Annotated in this window: 25 protein-coding genes; 5 read left to right on the forward strand and 20 right to left on the reverse strand. The window is 56.2% G+C overall.

Annotated elements, in window-relative coordinates; translation table 11 throughout:
* The first annotated feature begins 92 nt into the window (after window positions 1-92).
* Window positions 93-404, forward strand: coding sequence for a co-chaperone GroES (locus COA65_06255; protein ID PCJ59359.1), 312 nt, complete (start codon window positions 93-95; stop codon window positions 402-404).
* Window positions 405-437: 33 nt separating this feature from the next.
* Window positions 438-2,072, forward strand: a complete 1,635-nt coding sequence (gene groL, locus COA65_06260; protein ID PCJ59360.1) for a chaperonin GroEL — start codon at window positions 438-440, stop codon at window positions 2,070-2,072.
* Window positions 2,073-2,138: 66 nt separating this feature from the next.
* On the opposite strand, the gene COA65_06265 is transcribed toward groL, so the two are convergent.
* The 3 genes from COA65_06265 to COA65_06275 form a co-directional block, all read right to left on the reverse strand.
* Window positions 2,139-3,254: a dihydroorotate dehydrogenase (quinone) gene (locus COA65_06265; GenBank protein PCJ59361.1), complete on the reverse strand. Its 1,116-nt coding sequence runs from the start codon at window positions 3,252-3,254 to the stop codon at window positions 2,139-2,141.
* Between the two features lie 178 nt (window positions 3,255-3,432).
* On the reverse strand, window positions 3,433-3,885 hold the full coding sequence (locus COA65_06270; protein PCJ59362.1) for a transcriptional regulator: 453 nt from the start codon (window positions 3,883-3,885) through the stop codon (window positions 3,433-3,435).
* Between the two features lie 2 nt (window positions 3,886-3,887).
* On the reverse strand, window positions 3,888-4,253 hold the full coding sequence (locus tag COA65_06275) for a hypothetical protein (GenBank protein ID PCJ59363.1): 366 nt from the start codon (window positions 4,251-4,253) through the stop codon (window positions 3,888-3,890).
* 399 nt (window positions 4,254-4,652) lie between these two features.
* Between COA65_06275 and COA65_06280 the strand changes: the two genes are divergently transcribed.
* On the forward strand, window positions 4,653-4,856 hold the full coding sequence (locus COA65_06280) for a hypothetical protein (protein PCJ59364.1): 204 nt from the start codon (window positions 4,653-4,655) through the stop codon (window positions 4,854-4,856).
* A 1-nt stretch (window position 4,857) separates the two neighbouring features.
* Here COA65_06280 and COA65_06285 read toward each other — a convergent pair whose 3' ends face one another.
* The 15 genes from COA65_06285 to COA65_06355 all read right to left on the reverse strand — a co-directional run bounded on the left by COA65_06285 (window position 4,858) and on the right by COA65_06355 (window position 15,418).
* Window positions 4,858-5,349, reverse strand: a complete 492-nt coding sequence (locus COA65_06285; protein PCJ59365.1) for a ribokinase — start codon at window positions 5,347-5,349, stop codon at window positions 4,858-4,860.
* A complete protein-coding gene (locus tag COA65_06290; protein PCJ59366.1) occupies window positions 5,350-5,775 on the reverse strand; it encodes a hypothetical protein in 426 nt (141 codons plus the stop codon).
* Window positions 5,772-6,074, reverse strand: coding sequence for a hypothetical protein (locus COA65_06295; GenBank protein ID PCJ59367.1), 303 nt, complete (start codon window positions 6,072-6,074; stop codon window positions 5,772-5,774). The genes COA65_06290 and COA65_06295 overlap by 4 nt, the downstream gene beginning before the upstream one ends.
* 14 nt (window positions 6,075-6,088) lie before the next feature.
* On the reverse strand, window positions 6,089-7,561 hold the full coding sequence (locus tag COA65_06300) for a hypothetical protein (GenBank protein PCJ59368.1): 1,473 nt from the start codon (window positions 7,559-7,561) through the stop codon (window positions 6,089-6,091).
* Complete coding sequence (locus tag COA65_06305) at window positions 7,558-7,854, reverse strand: hypothetical protein (GenBank protein ID PCJ59369.1); 297 nt, start codon at window positions 7,852-7,854, stop codon at window positions 7,558-7,560. The genes COA65_06300 and COA65_06305 overlap by 4 nt, the downstream gene beginning before the upstream one ends.
* Window positions 7,854-8,990 carry a hypothetical protein gene (locus tag COA65_06310; protein ID PCJ59370.1) on the reverse strand — a complete coding sequence of 379 codons (1,137 nt, stop codon included), beginning with the start codon at window positions 8,988-8,990 and terminating at the stop codon, window positions 7,854-7,856. Before COA65_06310 ends, COA65_06305 begins: the two co-directional genes overlap by 1 nt.
* Before the next feature lie 38 nt (window positions 8,991-9,028).
* Window positions 9,029-9,502, reverse strand: coding sequence for a hypothetical protein (locus COA65_06315; GenBank protein ID PCJ59371.1), 474 nt, complete (start codon window positions 9,500-9,502; stop codon window positions 9,029-9,031).
* Window positions 9,502-11,406: a hypothetical protein gene (locus COA65_06320; protein ID PCJ59372.1), complete on the reverse strand. Its 1,905-nt coding sequence runs from the start codon at window positions 11,404-11,406 to the stop codon at window positions 9,502-9,504. The genes COA65_06315 and COA65_06320 overlap by 1 nt, the downstream gene beginning before the upstream one ends.
* Window positions 11,406-11,975, reverse strand: coding sequence for a hypothetical protein (locus tag COA65_06325; GenBank protein PCJ59373.1), 570 nt, complete (start codon window positions 11,973-11,975; stop codon window positions 11,406-11,408). The genes COA65_06320 and COA65_06325 overlap by 1 nt, the downstream gene beginning before the upstream one ends.
* 90 nt (window positions 11,976-12,065) lie before the next feature.
* A complete protein-coding gene (locus COA65_06330; GenBank protein PCJ59374.1) occupies window positions 12,066-12,335 on the reverse strand; it encodes a hypothetical protein in 270 nt (89 codons plus the stop codon).
* Window positions 12,336-12,337: 2 nt separating this feature from the next.
* Window positions 12,338-13,156, reverse strand: coding sequence for a hypothetical protein (locus tag COA65_06335; protein PCJ59375.1), 819 nt, complete (start codon window positions 13,154-13,156; stop codon window positions 12,338-12,340).
* Between the two features lie 134 nt (window positions 13,157-13,290).
* Complete coding sequence (locus tag COA65_06340; GenBank protein ID PCJ59376.1) at window positions 13,291-14,064, reverse strand: hypothetical protein; 774 nt, start codon at window positions 14,062-14,064, stop codon at window positions 13,291-13,293.
* A gap of 20 nt (window positions 14,065-14,084) precedes the next feature.
* A complete protein-coding gene (locus COA65_06345; GenBank protein PCJ59377.1) occupies window positions 14,085-14,396 on the reverse strand; it encodes a hypothetical protein in 312 nt (103 codons plus the stop codon).
* 192 nt (window positions 14,397-14,588) lie between these two features.
* Entirely contained in the window at window positions 14,589-15,056 is a 468-nt protein-coding gene (locus COA65_06350) for a hypothetical protein (GenBank protein ID PCJ59378.1), read from the reverse strand.
* Complete coding sequence (locus tag COA65_06355; GenBank protein ID PCJ59379.1) at window positions 15,053-15,418, reverse strand: hypothetical protein; 366 nt, start codon at window positions 15,416-15,418, stop codon at window positions 15,053-15,055. Before COA65_06355 ends, COA65_06350 begins: the two co-directional genes overlap by 4 nt.
* Before the next feature lie 144 nt (window positions 15,419-15,562).
* Between COA65_06355 and COA65_06360 the strand changes: the two genes are divergently transcribed.
* Entirely contained in the window at window positions 15,563-16,195 is a 633-nt protein-coding gene (locus tag COA65_06360) for a DNA-binding protein (protein ID PCJ59380.1), read from the forward strand.
* 74 nt (window positions 16,196-16,269) lie between these two features.
* Here the strand turns inward: COA65_06360 and COA65_06365 are convergent, their stop codons facing one another.
* The gene (locus tag COA65_06365; GenBank protein PCJ59381.1) at window positions 16,270-17,862 is read right to left on the reverse strand and encodes a lysine--tRNA ligase; all 1,593 of its coding nucleotides are present in this window, start codon (window positions 17,860-17,862) and stop codon (window positions 16,270-16,272) included.
* A gap of 148 nt (window positions 17,863-18,010) precedes the next feature.
* Entirely contained in the window at window positions 18,011-18,307 is a 297-nt protein-coding gene (locus COA65_06370) for a hypothetical protein (protein PCJ59382.1), read from the reverse strand.
* Between the two features lie 399 nt (window positions 18,308-18,706).
* Here COA65_06370 and COA65_06375 point away from each other — a divergent pair, with 399 nt between their 5' ends.
* Window positions 18,707-20,464, forward strand: a complete 1,758-nt coding sequence (locus COA65_06375; GenBank protein ID PCJ59383.1) for a hypothetical protein — start codon at window positions 18,707-18,709, stop codon at window positions 20,462-20,464.
* The last annotated feature ends 16 nt before the right edge of the window (window positions 20,465-20,480 follow it).

Below are 20,480 nucleotides of genomic sequence, written 5' to 3' on the forward strand. Positions count from 1 at the left end.
TGATTGGCACTCGAACACGAAGAGTGCCAAGAGTGGCAGCGCGCACGACGTGCGGGTTGCCTGGAATGAACGCTTTTTAAGGAGAATCCACCATGAATTTTAGGCCGCTACATGATCGGGTGCTGATCAGAGCGCTGGAGTCGGAAGAAAAGTCGGCTGGCGGTATCATTATACCCGATACAGCGCAGGAAAAGCCTCAAGAGGGAAAAGTCATTGCAGTTGGCTCTGGCACTCGTAACGAAGCGGGCAAGCTTGTCCCGCTCGATGTCAAGGTTGGCGACCTGGTCCTTTATGGAAAATGGTCCGGTACTGAAGTGAAGGTTGACGGCGAAGATCTCTTGATCTCGAAAGAATCCGACATTTTGGGGATCGTGACCGGCGCGAAAGCAAAAAAGAAGAAATAACGAAGTCCGTCAGGACAAGAGGAGTCGAAGACCATGGCTGCGAAGGAAGTTATATTTAATGTGGACGCGCGCACACGGATGTTGCGCGGCGTTGAAACGCTTGCAAATGCCGTTCGGGTGACGCTGGGGCCAAAGGGCCGCACGGTCGTTCTGGACAAGGCATTTGGCACGCCCCGCATCACCAAGGACGGTGTGACGGTTGCCAATGAAATTGAGCTGGAAGACAAGTTTGAAAACATGGGCGCACAGATGGTGCGTTCGGTTGCAAGTCGTACAAATGATGAGGCCGGCGACGGCACGACGACGGCGACCGTGCTTGCCCATGCGATCCTGCGGGAAGGCGTGAAGGCGGTTGCCGCCGGCATGAACCCAATGGATCTTCGTCGCGGGATTGACCTGGCCGTTGAGGCCGCCGTTGAGGACATTCAAAAGCACGCAAAGAAAGTTTCGACCAGCAAGGAAGTCAAGCAGGTCGGCACGATTTCGGCGAATGGCGAAGCAGAAATCGGCGATAAAATTGCCGAAGCCATGGAGCGGGTTGGCAAGGAAGGCGTAATCACCGTCGAAGAGGCACAAGGCCTGAACGATGAACTGGATGTTGTTGAAGGCATGCAGTTTGATCGGGGCTATGTTTCGCCTTATTTCGTCACCAACCCGGATCGCATGGTCTGTGAGCTGGAAAATCCTTACATTCTTATCAATGAAGGCAAGCTCACCAGCCTGCAGCCAATTCTGCCGCTTCTCGAAGCAGCAATGCAGGCGAACCGTCCGCTCGTGCTGATCGCCGAAGATATTGAAGGCGAGGCGCTTGCGACCCTGGTTGTCAACAAGCTGCGTGGTGGTCTTAAGGTTCTTGGCCTGAAGGCACCCGGGTTTGGTGATCGTCGGAAAGCCATGCTTGAAGATGTTGCCATTTTGACCGGTGGTCAGGTGATTTCCGATGATCTGGGGATCAAGCTCGAAAACGTTACGCTTTCGATGCTTGGTACCGCCCGGAAGATCAGCGCGACAAAGGACGATACGACGATCATCGATGGTGCCGGTAAGAAAAGCGGCATCAAGGCACGTTGCACGCAAATCCGTACTCAGATCGAGGACACGACGTCCGAATACGATAAGGAAAAGCTGGCAGAGCGTCTGGCCAAGCTTGCCGGCGGTGTTGCGGTTATTCGCGTTGGCGGCGCAACGGAAGCGGCCGTGAAAGAGCGGAAAGACCTCGTTGACGACGCGTTGAATGCGACGCGTGCGGCGGTTGAGGAAGGCGTTGTCCCCGGTGGTGGTTCGGCGCTTCTTTACGCAACGCGTGTGCTTGACAAGGTAAAGACCAGCAACAACGACCAGAAGGTCGGTGTTGCGATCGTTCGTCGGGCGCTTGAAGCTCCGGCTCGCCAGATTGCCGCCAATGCAGGCGAAGATGGCGCGGTTATCGCGGGCAAGCTTCTCGAGGGCAAAGACCCCAATCTTGGTTTCAATGCCCAGACGGGGAAATACGTCAACATGATCAAATCGGGGATCATTGATCCTGCGAAGGTCGTGCGGATTGCCCTTCAGGACGCAGCATCGATCGCCGGTCTTATGGTGACGACGGAAGCCATGGTTGCTGAAAAGCCGGAAGAAGATGCAGGCAAGATAGCACCGCCGATGATGCCGCAAGAGCCGGCATTCTAAGGCAGAAAAAAATATAATCTGAAGATTGGGTCGCCCTTCGGGGCGGCCCTTTTTTTGGTGCGGTGGTTATTTCGGATCGCGGTGGGCGGCACCTATGGCTTCGCTAACATGGGCAAAACCGTCGCGGCGGAGAAGCCGGGCAAGGTCGGCCTTGATGCGTTGGACCAGCCCCGGCCCTTTATAGATCAACGCCGTATAAAGCTGCACCAGCGACGCGCCGGCGCGAATTTTTTCATACGCCGCTTTGCCGCTGGCGATGCCGCCGGTGCCGATCAAAGGCACGCGTCCTTCTGTCAGCCGGTAGAAATCAAAAAGGCAGGCGGTGGCAAGGGGAAAAAGGGGCAGGCCGCTTAGGCCGCCGGTTTCCGTTCGCTGCGGGCTTTGCAGATGTTCGGGCCGGGAAAGGGTCGTGTTGCCAATGATCAGGCCGTCGATGCGCCCCGCAAGGGCAAGGTCGGCAATGTCTGCGCGCGCTTCGGCATTTAGATCCGGGGCGACTTTCAGAAGCAGCGGCGTTTTTTTTTCGGGGGTTTTGGCCATTGCGGTCTTGGCCGTTACGGCCTCGGTTCTGGCGAGAATGTCTTCAAGTTTTTCTTTTGCCTGCAAGTCGCGAAGCCCGGGCGTGTTTGGGGACGAGACGTTCAGCACCAGATAATCGGCCAGATCGGCCATGCCCTCTGCGCCAAGGGCGTAATCGTTGGCCGCATCTTTGGTGTCGCGGTTCTTGCCGATATTGACGCCGACAAGACCGCTGGGGGCGGCTTCTTTCGCGCGATACTTCCGCAGCCGTGCAACGGCCCGGGCCATGCCTTCGCCGTTGAAGCCCAGACGGTTGATGACGGCACCGTCCTCGACAAGACGAAAGAGGCGCGGGCGCGGGTTGCCGCTCTGGGGAAGCGGCGTCACCGTGCCAATTTCGACAAAGCCAAAGCCAAAGCGAAGCATGGCGTCCATGGCTTGGGCGTTCTTGTCGAACCCGGCGGCAAGGCCAACGGGATTGGACAGTGGCAGGCCCAGAAATTCGGTGGCAAGGATGGGGTCGTCGGGCGCGCATGTCCGAGGCACCAGACCCATAGAAAGGGCGCGGATGGTCAAGGCATGGGCCGTTTCCGGCGGCAAATGCCTAAGCAAAGGCGCGATGGCCTCAAAAAATCTGGAAAGTCCGGAAACACCCAATGCCATAACGCCGCCAGCCTAGCGGAAAGCGCCGCTTCTGGATAGCGAACGCGCGGGGGGTAGGGGGGGGGGTAGTTTGATGCCTAAGTAGGCTTCAATTTTATCACCAGCGCAAACCGCCTCACCATAAAACGAAAGACGGCTGAACTAGCTGGGCGTCCGAGCCATCCCTTAGGTTGAGTTGTTATGCTGCGATTGGACGATAGTTGCTTGGGTCGCTGGCATCAATTTGGATTAGCGGATTTTTTGCAGTTTGCACACACCACTCGGTTATTTTCTCAATGGGTGCATCAAGCTCGAGGTTTAAGCGTTCAGCTGTAACCAGGCGGATGATCGCTTCGGCATTGGGATCATCCTCGAACTCGCCTCGCTCCCATCGTCCGATGGTCTGCGCTTCGCGATTTACTATCTTCCCAAGTTCCGCTTGAGTTATCCCCATTAGGGTACGCAGGAACTTAAGTTCTGCCCCCATCATCCCACTGCGTCGCTTAAGAATATCCGCTGCGATTGCGTTATGCAGCTTGTTGATGCTGGGAATGATCACGCACTCTTCCCCATGGTCATCCGTGCATTTTTTTAAGTCCACGAGGACGACGTTATCCAGGCCGCTGGCTGTGTAACGATATGCGTTGTCCATCTTCACCCTCCAAACATGTTTTCATCGTCCCACATCACCGTAATAATTTTTACTGCCACAGGCTGCATGGACGGAACGACAATAATATTCACTGTTCGCCTATCTGAATTCGGAGTCGTGCATTGTATCTCGTATTTAAAATAGCCTTGCTGGGTTGCCGACTCAGGATTGTTATAAGTGAATCCGTTCTTCAGCACGTATAGGACATCAGGTGTGCTGATATTTCTCTCCTTCATCTGGTTTTCAGCGTGTTTAGCCAGCGCAAACTCAAGGTGCTCACACCCTGCTATCCATCGGATGCGTTCTGTCGCTTGTGCTGGCGACCACGGCTCTGGCAGTTCAGTAGGTTGGCGCGCACCGTTTAGCATGGGTGCTTATGTATCACTGTGATACATTGTGTCAATGGATTAGAATTCAAATAGCTTCACGAAAAGTTAATAGGGCGCACAATGAACACCTTAATCTATATATGGTGTTTAACTGCCACTTTAACCCCTATAAAGAGATCATAACTTCTAGTGATTTTTGGTGGTTTTTCGGACAATTTTGTCGAGATTTTTTGGTCGAAAAAGCCTTTGCCTTCGCATTCCCATCTTTGATGGTTGCTACGGCTGGTTGAAGGGCGCGATGGCCTCAAAAAATCTGGAAAGTCCGGAAACACCCAATGCCATCACGCCGCCAGCCTAGCGGAAAGCACCGCTTCTGGGTAGTAATGCGGCTGCGGGAAAAGGTTTCGGTAAGGAATTTCCGTTACGCTCCATTCCGTTATGGAAAACCCGTTCGGTAGATCTGGCACAAGCGGCCCGTATCGTCTCTCGCTTGATCTGTTCGCGGCCTATCAGCGCGTGGGCATTTTGCTGGTTGAGGCCGAGCCTTCGGAAAAGAAAATTTCAGACGGCATCGCCGCTGGGGCGTCCTCGGCGGAAAGTGCGATTGCCATCTACAAGGCGATGACCCGGGCTGGAAAGTAACTCAGCGCCCGCCCATTTTTTCATTCGACCGCTTGTAGACGTAAATCCCAAGGACCGCGAGGCCCACGCTCCAGATCGTACTTAAGGAAGCCATGGCGCCGATGACGGCCCCGGCGCGCGCCGGATCAAAGGCGATCACATAGGCGACGGCCAGCATCTGGGCAAGCCAGGTCGCGGCCAGAATATAGCCGAATGTGGGGCGCATCCGCCGGACAAAGGGGTCGTTTGAATGCACTTCGGTTCGGATCGTCGCGTTGATTTCGCGGAGGATTTTTGTTTCCCGGTCGGCATCTATTTTCGCCATGCGTTCGACATGCCGGTTTGCTGCGCGCACGGCTTCCGGCGGGATCGCGCCTTTCGCAATGGCGTTGCCGACATTTTTCAGCGCATCAGCGGCCGATTTTGCCGCCGGGTGATCGACCATGCCAAGGGCGCTGCCGACCGTGTTGATTAAAAGCGGAAGCCCGATCTGGGCAAGCAGGGCGGCCAGCATCTAGATTTCCTCCCGATAATAAAGATGATCGCCAATCTCGGCGACGGGCGTGCATCCCCTGGCCCAGACCGGAAAGCGGTCGTGCGGGTGAAACCGGATGGCGCCCTCGGTCGGGTCAACAAGCACGCCGGCAAGGGCGCGGGTGGCAATGCGAAGGGCAATGCGGAACAGCGGTGTGTCCGCACCCGGTGCAACCGGGTGGGCGGCCAGATTTTCGCGGCAAATCTGAGCGCAACGATTCCCGGGCATCCCGTTTTGCCTTTCCCGGGCGGCGCGGTTCAGGATCGTGGCCGCAATGGCCTCCATGTCGCGGACATTTCCCGGATGGGGATTGGCGTGGGTCGCCTGGCTTTCTGCACAGATTGTCGTTGCTAGCAGGCGGGCAAGCTGCCGCGTGCTTTTGCGCGCGTCTTCCCGGGCGGTCATCGCCGTCTCGCGATCTGGTTGTCGAGCTTGTCTTCGATCCGCTGCAAATGCCGCGTGATCCGGTTTTCGACATCCTTGAGCAGCGCGATCGACGCGTAAGATTTTGCGACTTCCAGTTTGAAGGCGGCAAGGGTATCGCGATTGGCATCGATCCCTTCTTCGAAGATGCGGTGCAGGCGTAGAAGCGATTCCTGCCACTCGCCCCGAGCCCGCCAGATAAGCCAGAACAAACCGGCCAGTGCTGGAATTTCGACGGCGGTAATCCACCAGATAAGATCGGCGTTCCAATGAGGTTGCATGTGGGTCTCCTGGTTCAAACCTTAAAATCAATTTTCGCGATGACATTTGCGCTGCCGCGCCAGTCCTGACGGTTTGGCGCCGGGGTGACGGGCAGGCGGACGGGTTCGGCAAGCAAACAGCCGCTGACGGCATCGAGGCCGTCGTCTTGAACGCGCAGGCCGGGTTGCCATTCACGCATTTCGATAATGAACGGGGTTTCCCAGACGCTGCGATGGGCATGCAGGGCACCTGCTGCAAGCACGGCGTCGAACGCATCGAGAATGCGCCGGTCTTTGGAGCGGGTCGAAACGGCCTCAAGAACGCTGGTGCCAAGGCCGTCTTTTGCAACCTCGCGCCGGAGCAGCCCGGGCAGAAAACGCCCAAGCCCGTTCGTTTCCAGATGCATGCTCGGCAGGTGCAGTTCTTTTAGAAATTTCGTTACCTGGCGGCAAAGCTGGGTTGCTTCATCGTCTTTTGATCGCGGGTCCCAGACGAAATAACGCACGCGATGCAGCCAATAGCCGCCTTCCTCATCCGTATAAACGGCGGCAATGACGTTCTTGTCCCCGCGTTCCGGCGCGCCAAAGGCGGGGTCCCACCAACAGCTTGCGGAAACCAGCCGCTTTCCTTCAAGGGTCAGGGTCGCGACGCGGTTCGATTCGCGGTAATTTAATTCGCCGTCGTAAAGGCGCAGGCGGTCCGGGTCGAGGCGGCTTTCCATTATATTCACCGAGCGCAGCAACATCTGGCTGGCAAATTTATTGGGCCCGCTACGGCGCTTGATGGCGGCAATCTTTTGCGCGGAAAAGCGTTCCGGCCAGCGGCTTTTCCCCTTCGCGTCCAGCAGCGGCAGTTCCAGACGCTTGAAGCCCTCAAGGAACGCCCGGGTTTCACCGGCTTCCGGCTGTGGGTGTTCCGCATAGACGGTGTAATAGGTGTGTGGCGTTCCGATGTAGAGCTGCAGGCCGTTTGGCACCAGCACATAGTCGATTTCGGCAAGCTTCACACGCAAATCCATGCGCTTTGGAAGTGTGCCACAGGTGTTTGGCACTTCAACGTCGTCGCAAAGAACAAGGTCCGCACGGCTTCCGGTCACATTCGCATTGATGCCGCGCCCAAGCATCGATGGGTCGCGAAGCCGCATCATTCGGTTGACGGTAAACCGGGACGCGGCCCATTGGTCCGCTCGCTTTGGTTTCAGGCTCCGGGTCAGGGGGTGGCGTTCGATGATCTGTTTGACGTTGCGCACCATCTTGTTTGCCAAATCCTGTTCGGCGGCAAGCACGAGGATGCGCAAATTCCGGTTGTTGCTAAGCAGCCAGGCGGCAAACAGCCCGACGAGTGTCGATTTCCCACTGTCGCGGAAGGCAAGCAGAAGAAGTTCGCGATCGCCTGCCTGCCAGCGTGCGTCCAGCCAGGTTGCCATCTCCAGATGCAGCTTTGGCGTGGACAGATTTTGCAGGCGATTCCAGATCCAGATGAATTCCGGAAATGTCGGCCTGCTCATTCTTCATCAACCCTTTCCGTCAGGGCGGTGCGTGCTTCGGTAATCAGCTTTTCCATGTCTTCATTCGTTTCCTCACCATCGCTTTCATTTGTTTCTGCCCAACGCGCGAGTCGAACCAGCAATTCCATGTGGGAAAGTGCGGCGCGACATGCGGCGTGATGGGCGGCAAACCCTTTGGGGTCCCGTGGCTGCGTTTCGGCGGCAAAATGGCGATAGCCGATCAGCGCCTTTTCCATCAGACCGGGAAGGGCGGCATGTATCTGCCCGCGCAGGGTGCGCATTTTCTTTGGCATCAGGCAGGATCCGTGGCGAACAGCAGGATGGCGATGTTGCGCGTACTAGTGAGCCTGTTTTCGATGTACAGCTTGCCGTCCGTATGGGTCGAATAGGTGACGGTGTTTGTGTTTCCCGTTGTGCCGGTCAAGGCGCCGGTGGTTGCTTCGACACCGGTGATGTTTGCGATCAAATCGCAAAAGCGGAACCCATCCGTTCGCCAGGAGAAGAGCGCGCCGCCCGAATCGCCAAACTGGTTCAGGCCAAACGCAAGGGCGATGCCACTGTTTTTAGGAGGGGTGAAGCTTATCGCCGAATCCGTCGCAATCGCGAAGGTCTGAAAATCAACCTGAGTGCCGGCAAGGGTCTTTAGGGTTTCCCAGCCGAGGTTTGTTCCAGCGCCGTTGACCTTCAGCACCTGATCGACCGTGCCCAGTGCCAGACGTTCTGGCGTTGAGACACCCTGGGAAACAAGGTCCCCTTGGGTGGTGAGCAGATCAAGCTCGGTGCCGGAAAGGGTAATTTCATTTGCATCTGCGGCAAGGCCGACGCCACTGCCGGCAATCAGGGATTTGAAGCGCAGGGTCACCCCGGATTTCTGTGCAAAGACGCCTTCACCGCCGCCCAGATTGAGACCCTCATTCGACTCGCCGCCAAGGTTGGGGTCGGCCTCCGTCGCGGCGCGGTCAAAGGCTGCGGGTTCGCCAAACTGTCCAAAGCCAAGCAGCTTGTTTGCTCGTGTTGCAACCGGCGGCAGGGTCATGTCGGTGTCGATGTCGTGGGTTTTCTGGCGCAGGGCGTCTTGCGCAGTGCTTGCAACCGTTTGCACGAACATCGTCAGTTTATCGAGTTCTTCGTTGATGGCGGCGGCTCGAAAATCGCCGCCTTCCTGAAAATCCGTGCTGCGTTCGACTGGTGCATCGCGCCGGATGGTAATGCGGATGCTATTTGTGGGTGGCGCATCGAAAACGACGGTGCCGCCATTGCTGTTGCCGATTCCGGTAATTGTGTGGGACGTCGGCGTTGCACCATCGTCGAAAAACACTTCGAGATCGGCGGCGTCAAAAATTGGGAAGGGATAGGTGAAAATTGTCTGTGTGCCATCGGCCGTATATTGCACGCGTGGCCGCACGTCACCGACGGTGAGTTCAGTCATGCTTGAAACCTCTTTCGGTTATAGGGGGTGTTTTGGGGTTAGCGATCAAACAGCGACGTGCCGGCTTTTTGCAGGAGAGGGATGCCTCTTTGAAGCGTGCGCAGACGCCCGCGCGCCCTGGCGTCCGCTGCCTGCAAAAGGTCGATGCGGCCCCTTGACAGCCGCACCGCTTCCAACTCGCGGATGCGTTCGTTGCGAAGGAAGGCATCTTCCCGGTTTGCCAGCTTGCTTTCTTCTGCCAGTCCGCCAAGGACTGCGGCGGCAGACCCGTCGCTGGACGCAAGCCCCCGCCCAGCAAAACGGGCGCGTCGTGCGGCGGTTTCTTTTTCCAGAAGATCGCGGCGGCGTTGTTCCTCAATCGCGCCGGTTCTCTGAAGCGTGGCAATTTGTGCCTTGGCGTTGGCGTCGTTCGCGGCAAATTGCGCCAGGTTCTGTTGGGACTGGGCGCGTGCCTGCTGTTGTGAGGAAAAAATATTGAGACCGAGCGTTGCAATCGTAGCTAAAGCTGCCATTAGTCGTTCACCATGGTTTCGGTTGTGACGGACAAAAGGGTGAAGGGAACCGGCGTGTCCTGTGCAATGCGCCAAAGGGGGGCGATCCCCGTTCTTTTCCAGCCGAGAGCGCGGACCCGTTTGTTGCCGGTAAAGGCGACGGGGGCGGCGTCCAGAATGCTGGGGACACCCAGTGCCTTGAAGGAAAGTTCTTTTAATCCGTTGCCGACATCGACGTGCATCGCCTTCGTCTCGTGGAGATGGAAGACGGCCTCGATAAGGCGCAGGGCAGCCCCCTGACGGTTTCCGAACGGTCCGTCGAAGGTGGGTGGCAGGGGTTCGATAACATGCGTGTAGGGCAGGCCGATTTCGACGCTTGATGCCGGTTCGTCCAGGGTAATGCTGCCGCCGGTTACGATGGCGTCTTGTTGGAAGATCCCATCGGCAATAATTTTTACCGTCGTTCCTTCCAGATGGTCCAACCCGCTCCAGGTGGTTGTGGGCGTACCGCTTTGACCGCTAAGCGCTGAATCGGTGTAGAAACTTTCGTCGAACTGTTCGATCAGGATGCCGCTGGCGCGCTGAACAAGGACGTAAACGTCGTTGCCAACCACCGCGACGGAAAGAAAATTTCCATCCGTTTCCTGTAGTGTCCAGGCGGTCACCTGCTCGGCCCGAAAGGCGGTTACCGTGGCAAGGCTGCCATCGTTCATCACGATGTGCACAAGCCGGCGGGATTGATCGAAATCCTGATCGACGGGCGTGTTCATCAAATGTTGGGATAGCAGGGCCAGGTCGTTTGCCTGATAGGCCTGCTCGACATCCGTGAAAAGAAATTCCCGTATTTCCTTGTTGTTCCGGGCCAGAAATAGCGTTGCACCATCGACGTTGATTGGTGGCAGGCTGCGGTCGATGGGGGAGCCGATACGGGTTTGGCGGCGCAGCTGCACGGTCGTTGGTGTCAGCGGGTCGCCCGTTACCATCCATTCGGCGCCAGAGGTAAAGACCTGCAAATGCCGGCCCGAGAAGACCGCGCGAATGGCGTTGACCTGATCGGAAAGGATTCCAAATTCGATGGCTTCATCGTCAAGCCCGGTGCCGACATTGAAGTTGAAGATGTCGGAGGATTTTGACATCCAGAGCCGGTTTGGAAGGTTCCTGGACCCGCCAACGATCAGCCGGTCCTGATGGAAGGCAACGGAAACCGGATAGCCGTAAACCTTGGAAAAGGCGGGTTCGTCCCAGTTCTTGGTGGAATTGGTTGAGTTCAGAGTTTCCAGGACGCTGGCGGTCGCCTGGGTTGGGGACGTCACGCCGAGGATCGTGACTTCCTTCTCCTCAATTCGAAAACGCGTCCCGCCATGGTCGCTGACGAAGACGTCGCCCGTGGCCGTCAGGGTGATGGCGCCGGTCGTCGCGCTTGGCTGTATCTGAATGGCTTCGTTGACGAACTTGAAATAAGGCTGATGCATGCCTTCGGCATCCATCACGTAACTCCACGAATCAATTGCCCATGCGGTATCCGATGTCCGGGTAATGTTTTGTGGCGGAACGTCCGGGTGAACGACAAGAAGGGTGTCGGCGCTCTGCGTCCAGTTGATCTGGGGGAGCATCGCGGCGCTCCAGGGTGTCGTGATCCCGGCAACCCGCTGCCCGTCGCGGTAAACATCTATCTGAAAATCGGTAAAGACGAGCAGGTAGACCTGCTCGGTGTTGAATTCGAAGGCGATTAACCTGCCGGTGCCTAATGCCGTGTCGATGAAACGCAGTCCGGCCCGCCGTTGCACGCCGCCCGTTGGAAAGATAAACGTGTTGCGCAGTTTTGCCGCCCCATTGGCATAGGCGCGGAGGTCGCTGCGGCCATAAAGAAGTGGCGATAGCTCGCCTGCGGTGAAACTCGCTTTTGTTTTGTGAATGCGGGGCATTAGCTTCGCACCCCGACGAGTGTAAAATCCTCGATTGCGGCGGGCGTTTCTTGCTGCGAATCAATCATTCGTGCATTTCGGATTTCTTTTTCTGCAAGGCGAAAAAGCGCTTCAGAGCGACTCGTGCTTTCGGTAATGGGAATGGTGAATTCTGCGGCAAGCCTGGCAATCAGCGCCTGGTCGAAGAAGGGCGGAAAGGTCGCTTCGCCGGGACGAAAGACGTAGGTCAGGGTGACGGTTGCCGCATTCGCATGAATGCGCTGTTCAGCAATCCGGTACGTCACACCCCGGCCGCGGCCGCCATCGCCCACGGAAAGGGCGCGCAGAAAATCCGGTGGCAGTTGAAAGGCGTAAATAAAATCAGCGACCGGCTCTGCAACCAATTGTGGAAGGGCCATCTGACCGGTCGCAAAGGTCCATGGGTGAATGGAAAGAAGGGCATCCCGCACAGAAGGGTAGAGGTTGGCGGCCACATCCGCTTCTGCCGTTCCTTCGTCGAACGCGGAAATAGGATTTGAGCCGATCTTGATAAGCGCACGCGAGCAAAGCGCGATGCTGCTCAACGCCATGGGAAACCTCCAATCTTGGAAAAAGGAAGGCCCCGCAGCAAAAGCTGCGGGGCCAAAAGACAAGGCAAGTTGCGAGGGGGCGTTTTGGACTTAGTCCGTGTCCGTGCCGCCGAAGGCCGTAATGTCGTCGATGTCGACGACCGTGCCCGTGTTGCTTGATACGAGGAACATGCCGGCCGCCATCGTGCCGCCGGTGTCCACATTTGCAAGCACCATGTCACCGACACGGATGACATCGGCAGCGTCGTTGAAATAGCCGGATGTGTCGACCGTTGCTGCCGTATCGGTTGTGGTGTAGTGCCAGAGGGTAAAGCCATTGGCATAGCCGATGACGCTAAGATCTTGTGTTTTAAAAGCCATGTTTAACTCTCCAGGCAGCGCATGACGACGATGCCGGTGGTGTCAACCAGGCACGCACCTTGCGACATCGAACTGTTGATGAAGTGGGCGGCGCGGTCGCCATGCCAGCTGACATCGGTGGTGATATCGGAACCGCTGGCGTGACCAATGGCCGTCTTGTGGTACCAGAAGCAGGACCGTACGCTGGTGCTTAGCGTCAGCCCGGAATGCGGCATCCATAGGGTGCCGAGCCAGAATTTGGCCTGGGTACCGCGCCAGGGGAGTGCGTCGTCACCGACGAAATCCGCGTTTGCGAATTCCGGGATCTCCAGCAAATCGCTCCACTGTTTCCAGCCGATGATGGCATGGCGCTGACCGTCATCGGGAACGTCCGATTCACCAAGCATCTCGAACGCCGTCAACACTTTTGCCTTTGTCAGGCCATCCGTGTTGCCACCTGCGTAGTTGGTGGAGGTGTCAAATTGCGTGATGATCAATTCGTCCGTCTTGCGTCCCAGCGCAAAAGCGCCGGCATTGGCAATGACGTGACGCTTGTCGATGTTGGTCTTCAGCTCATCTAATTTATCAACCCAGTCGCCGGCGTAATAATCCGCCAACGTGCACTCGACCGGCGTGTGGTCGATGTTCATCACGGGCACTTGACCATGACGTGCTTTTGTTGATGCGGTTCCTTTGCCAACTTTCTGGAACACGGTGGAAGATCCACGGACGTTGCTTTTCGTGCGAACGGTGTTGCGAAGCTTGCTGCCCATTCGCTGGTACGATTCGTGGACCTCCCGTTCGAACTGCTTGATAAAGGCTTGATCGATCGTTGTGGCCATAATGGTCCTCTTATTTCAGGGGGGACGGAGTTACAACGCACGTAAAATCACCCGGTTCTCGCGGTGCGGCCGGGGTTCACGCAAATGTCCCTGGGGCCCGGTTGGGTTCTCCCTGGACGGAAAAGGGTTAAAAGTCAGGTTTCGGACGGCTCTGGGTACAGTTCCTGAAAGCCGTTGGCGACGCGGTCGATGAAGTCGGGGTCACGATCTCGCCAATAGCGCGGATCCTTCATCATTGTGTGCAACTGGCTCTCGCCATTTGTGCCGGTGGCGCTGCTGTTTGATCGCAGGATTGCAGGCTCGCCTTCCGTCATCATTCGATGCATGACGAGAATGCCTTCGGCGGTTGAAGAGAGTGCGCCCATGATGTTCTCTGAAAGATGTGCCTTTCCCCAGGAGGCAAGCTGGCTCGACATCTCGCGCCATTTTTCCGTGCCGCCGAAATGCGTTTTCAAATGCGCCGTCTCGCGTTCCGCTTCAAATTCAGCGCCAGCGTTTTCAAGGATGGGAAGCACTTTTTCCACAGCAAGGTCATAGACAAGCTGGGCCTGTTTTGAGGTAAAGCCTGCTTGAAAGAGCTGCTGGTTGACGTCGGGGTCCTGGGTGATTGCCTCGTTCTTGATATCCAACTCGTATTCTTCGGGTGAATCGGGGACGCCAAGCGCCTTTCGGAAAATGCGCATTTCATCTTCCGTCGTATTCTCGTTTGGCAGGCTGATCATGGTGCCGAGTTTGCGTTCGAGCGCCTGATAGGATTTGACAAGCGCATCGACGCGCACTTCACCGGTTTCGGGGTTCTGAAACTTTTCCGGAATGTCCTCCGCCGGGGTGGATGGCGTTGCTTCGGCCTGTTCCGAAGGGGCTTGTTCCATGGGCGGCTGTTCCGGGCTGTCCTGGGGGGCTTCCATCTCCGCCTCTGGCGGGGTCGCTAAAAGATTCGTGTCCATAACGATTTCCTTTTTTTATCGTTTTGTGATGAGTCCATAACGGGTTCGGGATCGGGTTTGATCCGACCGCCGCCGCGTTCAATCATGGTGGCGAGATAGGCGACAAGCTGACGTTGTCCTTCGAGATAACGAAGGGCGGCGTCGGATGCGTTTGGTCCAAGGTGGCGATGATGCGTTCGTGCCATGAGGTGGCGGAGAACGGCGCGCCCGCGCCGCCGCTTGTTTTCGATCGCCGTTGCTTTGGCGGCCGTTTTGGCTGCCGCGTTGGCCGTTGCTGAATCCGTCGTCTGCACGGTGGCGGGTAGGGGAGCCGGCGGAAAAAAGCGTGCCGGCGGTAGCGGTCTTGGAGAGCGAAACAAACTGGCCATCAACAGCCTCCTCTTTGAAAGGCAGGTGAAAAGGAAAGCGCCTCCCGGGGGGGGCCGGGAGGCGCTGCGTGTTTAATTTGGGGAAATGGGGATGATAAAAAGGAATCTAATCCTAATTTATCGACCCGTCAAGGGAAAAATATTTGTTAAATGGCGTCGCCTGTTTCGTAAGCCAAGGTGGTGATAAAGCTGCCATGGCGTAAAAATGGTTGTTGCCCGAATGCTCAATACGCGCTTCACCGCTTCGACGCAGGTAAAGGGGCAAATCGGAAAAAGCGCCCAGGGCCGCAAACCATGCCGTGGCGGCGGTTCCGGCTGGATCGTTGTTGCGACGACGCGAAACCCGTGGGCGCGGTACCAGATCGCAAGGTCAAAATCCAATGGCAGGTCGAGCGCGGTGATTTCGGTTCGGCGGACAAGCGGGTCGTAGATGAGCCAGCGGGAGCCCTGAAGGATTGCCAGGAAGCAATGGCGGAAGCCATGCCTTAGAAGGCGTAGCCAGGGAAGGTCCGTCTGGTCGGAAAAAATGACGAGGGCGTGAAGCGATTTTTCATGCCCGTTGTCTGCAGCCTTGCCCGCGTTCATTGGACGATGCCTTTCCTGCGCAAGACCTGCGCCAGACGGTCCAGCGCCTCCTGCCACAGAAAGGCGGCCCTTGCTTCCCTGGGATAGGTTGCATCGGGCGGCAGCAATTTTTCGCCATATTCTGTCAGCACCAGAAGATGTTCTCGCAGCAACCGGCGCTTGCGGTAAAGGCGGTTGACGACCGCAAGCACATCGTCGGGGTCGCAAGGGCGCGTGGTCTCGCCGCACCCGGCCTGGATTCGCGCGCCCTCCCGGCGTGCCTGAAAACATTGCACGAACCAGAACCAGGCTTCCTCCGCTGAAGAAAAAGGCTCGTCGATGAGGGGGAGGTAAGGCTTGGGGGCATAGCGTTCGCTGCGCATGGTGGTGGGTCCTCACAGGCAAGGAGGCCACGGCGTGGTGCCGGCCCCGTTGCCACCCAGAAAAGAAGGAATATATTCCCCTGTCAAGAAAAATAAGAAAATATTCCTGATGAGATTGTGGGAAAATTATAAGAAAATGTTCTTATGCTGCGGCATAGCGACATCTGGACGGCTATCGATAGTTTTGCCCGGGCCCATGGGCTTTCACCTTCCGGCCTGGCGCGACGTGCTGGCTTGGATTCAACAACCTTTAACAAAAGCAAGCGAACCTCGCGGGAAGGGAAGCTGCGTTGGCCCAGCACGGAAAGCATCTCGAAAATTCTTGCGGCGATGGATTGCAGCTTTGGCGATTTTCTCATCTACCTTGGGGGCGATGCCGCAGAGGGTCTGGCGCAACGTGTTCCGGTCATCGGTTTTGCCGAGGCGGGCGATCAAGGGTTTTTTGACGACGCCGGTTATCCAACCGGCTGCGGCTGGGATGAGACGGTTTTTCCAAAAAGCCGTGACCCGCACGCTTATGCGCTGGAGATCAGCGGCGACAGCATGCAACCGATTTATCGCGACGGCGATATTGTCGTTGTTTCGCCACAGGCAAACATTCGCCGGGGCGATCGGGTCGTTTTAAAAACAAAGGAAGGCGAAGTTTTAGCGAAGGAGCTAAAGCGTCAGAGCAGTAAGCAGATTGAGCTTCTTTCTCTCAATCGCGCCTATGGGGATCGCATCATTCCCATCGAAAACGTTGAATGGATGGCCCGCATCGTTTGGGTGAGTCAATAGGCAGCCAGTCGTCACTGGCCAGAGCAAGCAACAATTACCATCGGCGTGAACCGCGCGGCCTTGTCTGGCGGTGTCTAATCTGTTGGATTTCCCTGAACAAGTTCGCCGGCCAGCGCCTGGCGGATCAGGGCGCGGGTTTCATCCAGGCCGTAAAGGGCGATAAAGGATCCCATGCGCGGCCCCTGGGATTGGCCAAGAAGGATTTCATAGAGGGCCTTGAACCACGCTCTCAGATCGGGGAAGGGGTGACGTTTGCCGATTTCATAAAGTTCCGTCTGGATGGTTGCGGAATCGGCATCGGATGGTAGGGCTTCAATCGCCTTGGCGAGGTCCTGAAGGGCGGCTTGTTCTGTTGGGTCGGGTGCCCGGTAACGCTTCGCCGGTTTAACGAAGTCCTGATAGTAATGGACGGCATGTTTCGTGAGCGCGTCAAGAATAGGGGCGTTCTGCGGGTTTGCCTTTGGCCGGTATCTGGAAAGATATTCCCATATAACGGTGCTTTCTTCAGCGTGGCAGACATTCGCAAGATTTAGCAAAATCGAATAGGTCAGATGAAAATCTTCTTTCGGCGGGGTCCCGTTGTGAATGTGCCAAACCGGATTTATCAAGCGTTCGTCCGGGTTCTGCTCCGGGTATTTTTCCAGAAAGCTTAGATAATCGTCCACATTCCTGGGGATCACGTCGAAATAAAGGCGTTTTGCCTTTTTCGGTGATTGAAACATGAAAAGTTTGAGGCTTTCCGGTGGGGCGTAGCGAAGCCATTCGTCAACGCTTATGCCGTTTCCCCGTGACTTCGATATTTTCTCGCCATTCTCGTCGAGAAAAAGTTCATAGGTAAAGCCTTCGGGCGGCGTGCCGCCGAGAATGCGGCAGATGCGATTGCCCAGGCGCACGGAATCGATCAGGTCTTTTCCCGACATTTCGTAATCGACATCCAGCGCCGTCCACCGCATCGCCCAATCCACGCGCCATTGCAGTTTGCAATGCCCGCCCGTGACAGGAAGTTCGGTCTGCGTCCCATCTTCGTCCACAAAGGTGATTGTGCCCGCCGTGGTATCCCTTGCGATGATGGGCGTTTGCAACACACGGCCGGTCTTTGGGGAAATGGGAAGAAAAGGGCTGTAGGTGGCTTTCCGTTCGCTTCCAAGAATTGGCAGAACGACGTTCAGGATGTCGTCATAACGTTCGAGAACCTGGCGCAGGAAGGGATCGAAGCGGCCGCTTTGATAGCATTCCGTGGCGCTCTGGAATTCATAGTCGAATCCGAACGCATCCAGGAAACTGCAAAGGCGGGCATTGTTGTGATGTCCAAAACTTTCGTGGGTTCCAAACGGATCTGGGATGGCGGTTAGTGGCTTGCCCAGATGTTCGGTCAGCATCGCCTGATTTGGGACGTTGTCCGGCACCTTGCGAAGTCCGTCCATGTCGTCGGAAAAGGTAAAAAGACGGGTGGGGATGTCTGTCAGCGTTGAAAAGGCGCGCTGGACCATTGCCGTGCGCACGACTTCCGCGAAGGTTCCTATATGGGGAAGCCCCGAGGGGCCATAGCCGGTTTCGAAAAGGACATATCCCTTTTCAGGGCATTTCCCGTGAAGGCGTTCGAGGATGCGCCGTGCTTCTTGAAACGGCCAGGCCTTGCATGCGGTTGCAGCCTCGCGATTGGACATGGTTCAACTCATTCCCATAAGCGCCAGATTTTCCGGTTTTTCCGGTTTTTCCGGGCAGCGACGGGGAACCTAGGCGTCGGATGACGTGTCGTCAACCAACGCAATCAAGGACATGCCTGTCGATTAAGTATCTGAAGATGTGGCGGGGTTAGGCGCGGACGCTTAGGGGCGCAAAGGGCGAGGAAAGGGGAAGGTCGGACACCTCAATCTTTTGGTAGGCCAAGACGCCCTTGCGGTGCTGATGCGGCCCGCCGGCGGCTGGAAAAAAGGGCGTTTCCTGGGCGATTTGCTGCGCCGCAAAGGGAAGGGGCGTGTGCAGAGAAAGACGCGGTTCCTGGACAAGAACGGGCAGCCGCGTGGTGACGCCCGGAAGATCGGTGGCGTCGACAGGATTTCGTTCACCCTGGGCTGCGAAATTTCTTTCCCGCTCAGGCGAGCGATGCAAAAAATGTACAGAGGCAACCGATTGAACTGGGCCTCTTTCCGTTCCGAATGTTTCCATCGTTTCGGCGTTTCTCCGGCTTCATTAAGCAGTTTTTTGATTGGACTGCTTTGTGAGAAAGATTGCACATGATCACAACTGCAGAAATTATAGACGATCGACGAAAAGTCTTTAAATGGTTTCTATCCATTAACCATAAGAAATAATGAACACGTTAACCAAGATGTGCGCCGGCATAGGTACACGCATGAAAAAAGATTGGTTAATCTGCGGGAAATGACGCGAATTAATCCTTTGTAAAGRKGARTCTTCTTAACGTGTCTGCGTGATCAGANTAGRTCAAACGTATAAGGTGCTCTTCAAGTAGAAGGCATATAACGAGGGAGCCTTTAGGTAGAAGGCATGAYTTTGCAGGATGCAAAAAATGATGGGGTGACAGAAGAACGTGATAAATTAACGCGTTTGCATGCCGCCGTGACTGCCCTGGGTGAGGCCATCTTCGAATGGGACCTCGCAACGGACGCAATTCTTTGGTCGGATTGCACCCCCGCTATTCTTGATCTTCCGGTGTTGGAAAAAGTTGCAACTCGAAGCGGCCTGAACGCTTTGATCGAAACGGATGACCTGACCCGCCTTCAGGAAATCTTTGTTGATCGCTACAGTTCTCGCAATCCATTTGTATGTGAATACCGGATACGCACCTCGGATGGCGATTTGCGCTGGATTCAGGAGCGATCCACGGTTGCCTTCAATCAATTCGATGAGCCGGTAAAGATCTGCGGCGTTCTTCAGCTAATCTCAAGGCCGAAAGTGGATCAGGGGGATGCTGGGGGCGATGCTCCCTGTGAGGCTCTCTGTGACAAGGCCGCGGGTCAATATGGCCGTGCCGCGCTTGTGGACGCATTGAGAAAAGCCATCAATCATTGCCGGCAGGGTGAAAGTTCAGGCGGCTATCTTGCGGTCGGTGTCGATCAGTTGATTGAAACTGACGACGAGGTCATGGACGAAGCAACCATCAGTTCCATTGTCTCTGCCGTCCGCCAACAGCTGGAAAATTGTCTGCGCGCAACGGACGTGATCGACCGCGTTGGCAGGGATCGCTTCGGGGTTGTGCTGACCCATTGCCCGGAAGAAGATATTCCGATCGTTTCCGAGACCCTGTTGCAGTCCGTTCGAGGCGTATCGGTTGATACGGTGAACGGGCCGATTGACGTCACGCTCTCGATTGGAGGTGCCGCCTTCCCGGACGTTGCCCAAACGGCTCACGACGCTTTCGCGAAGGCGGACATGGCCTTAGAGAAGGCGCGGCGTATGGGATACAACTGCTACATTCCCTTTCATCAGGCAAAAATGCGTCGCCGCAGCCAACGCAAAAATCTCGCCATACTTCACGAAGTCCAACAGGCCATTCAGGAAAGCCGCCTCGTTTTTGCATTTCAGCCGATCGTGGAGTGCAAGACAAATAGCGTTTCCTATTATGAATGTTTGCTGCGCCTGTTGCGCGATGATGGAAGTGTTGTTACGGCGGCCAAGTTTGTGCCGGTGCTCGAACAGCTTGGTTATGCGCGTCTCATTGATCATTACGCACTCGACTTGGCGCTGAAAGAGCTTGATGCACATCCGAATGTTTCACTGGCTCTAAATGTTTCCAGCCTTACGGCTACGGATCCGACATGGCTAAGCAAATTCGTCCTTGCCATGCGGGACCGACCGGGCATTGCAAGACGCCTTATTATCGAGATTACAGAGACAGCGCTGCTACAGGACATCGCCGAATCAGTCCGTTTCGTATCAACGTTGCGGGGGCTTGGCTGCCGTGTGGCGCTTGATGATTTTGGCGCCGGTTTCACATCCTTTCATCATTTAAAGGCGCTGCCGGTCGATATTTTGAAAATCGACGGCAGTTTTGTCATGGGCATGTCGAAAAGCCACGAGAACCAGCTGCTCGTAAAGATGCTGATTGATCTTGCGAAGGGATTGAACATGAAGACGGTTGCGGAATGTGTCGAGAGGCAGGAGGACGTGGACATCCTCTACACACAGGGCGTGCATCAAATGCAGGGCTATTATTTTGGCAGACCAGAAATCGAGCGACCGTGGCTGAAGGAATCCAGCGTCGTGCCGCTTTCCATCATGGCAGCTGGAAAAGCCCGAGCCTAAAGCTGATCAGAAAGAT

It is taken from the genome of Rhodospirillaceae bacterium (genome assembly GCA_002746255.1).
GTDB lineage: Bacteria > Pseudomonadota > Alphaproteobacteria.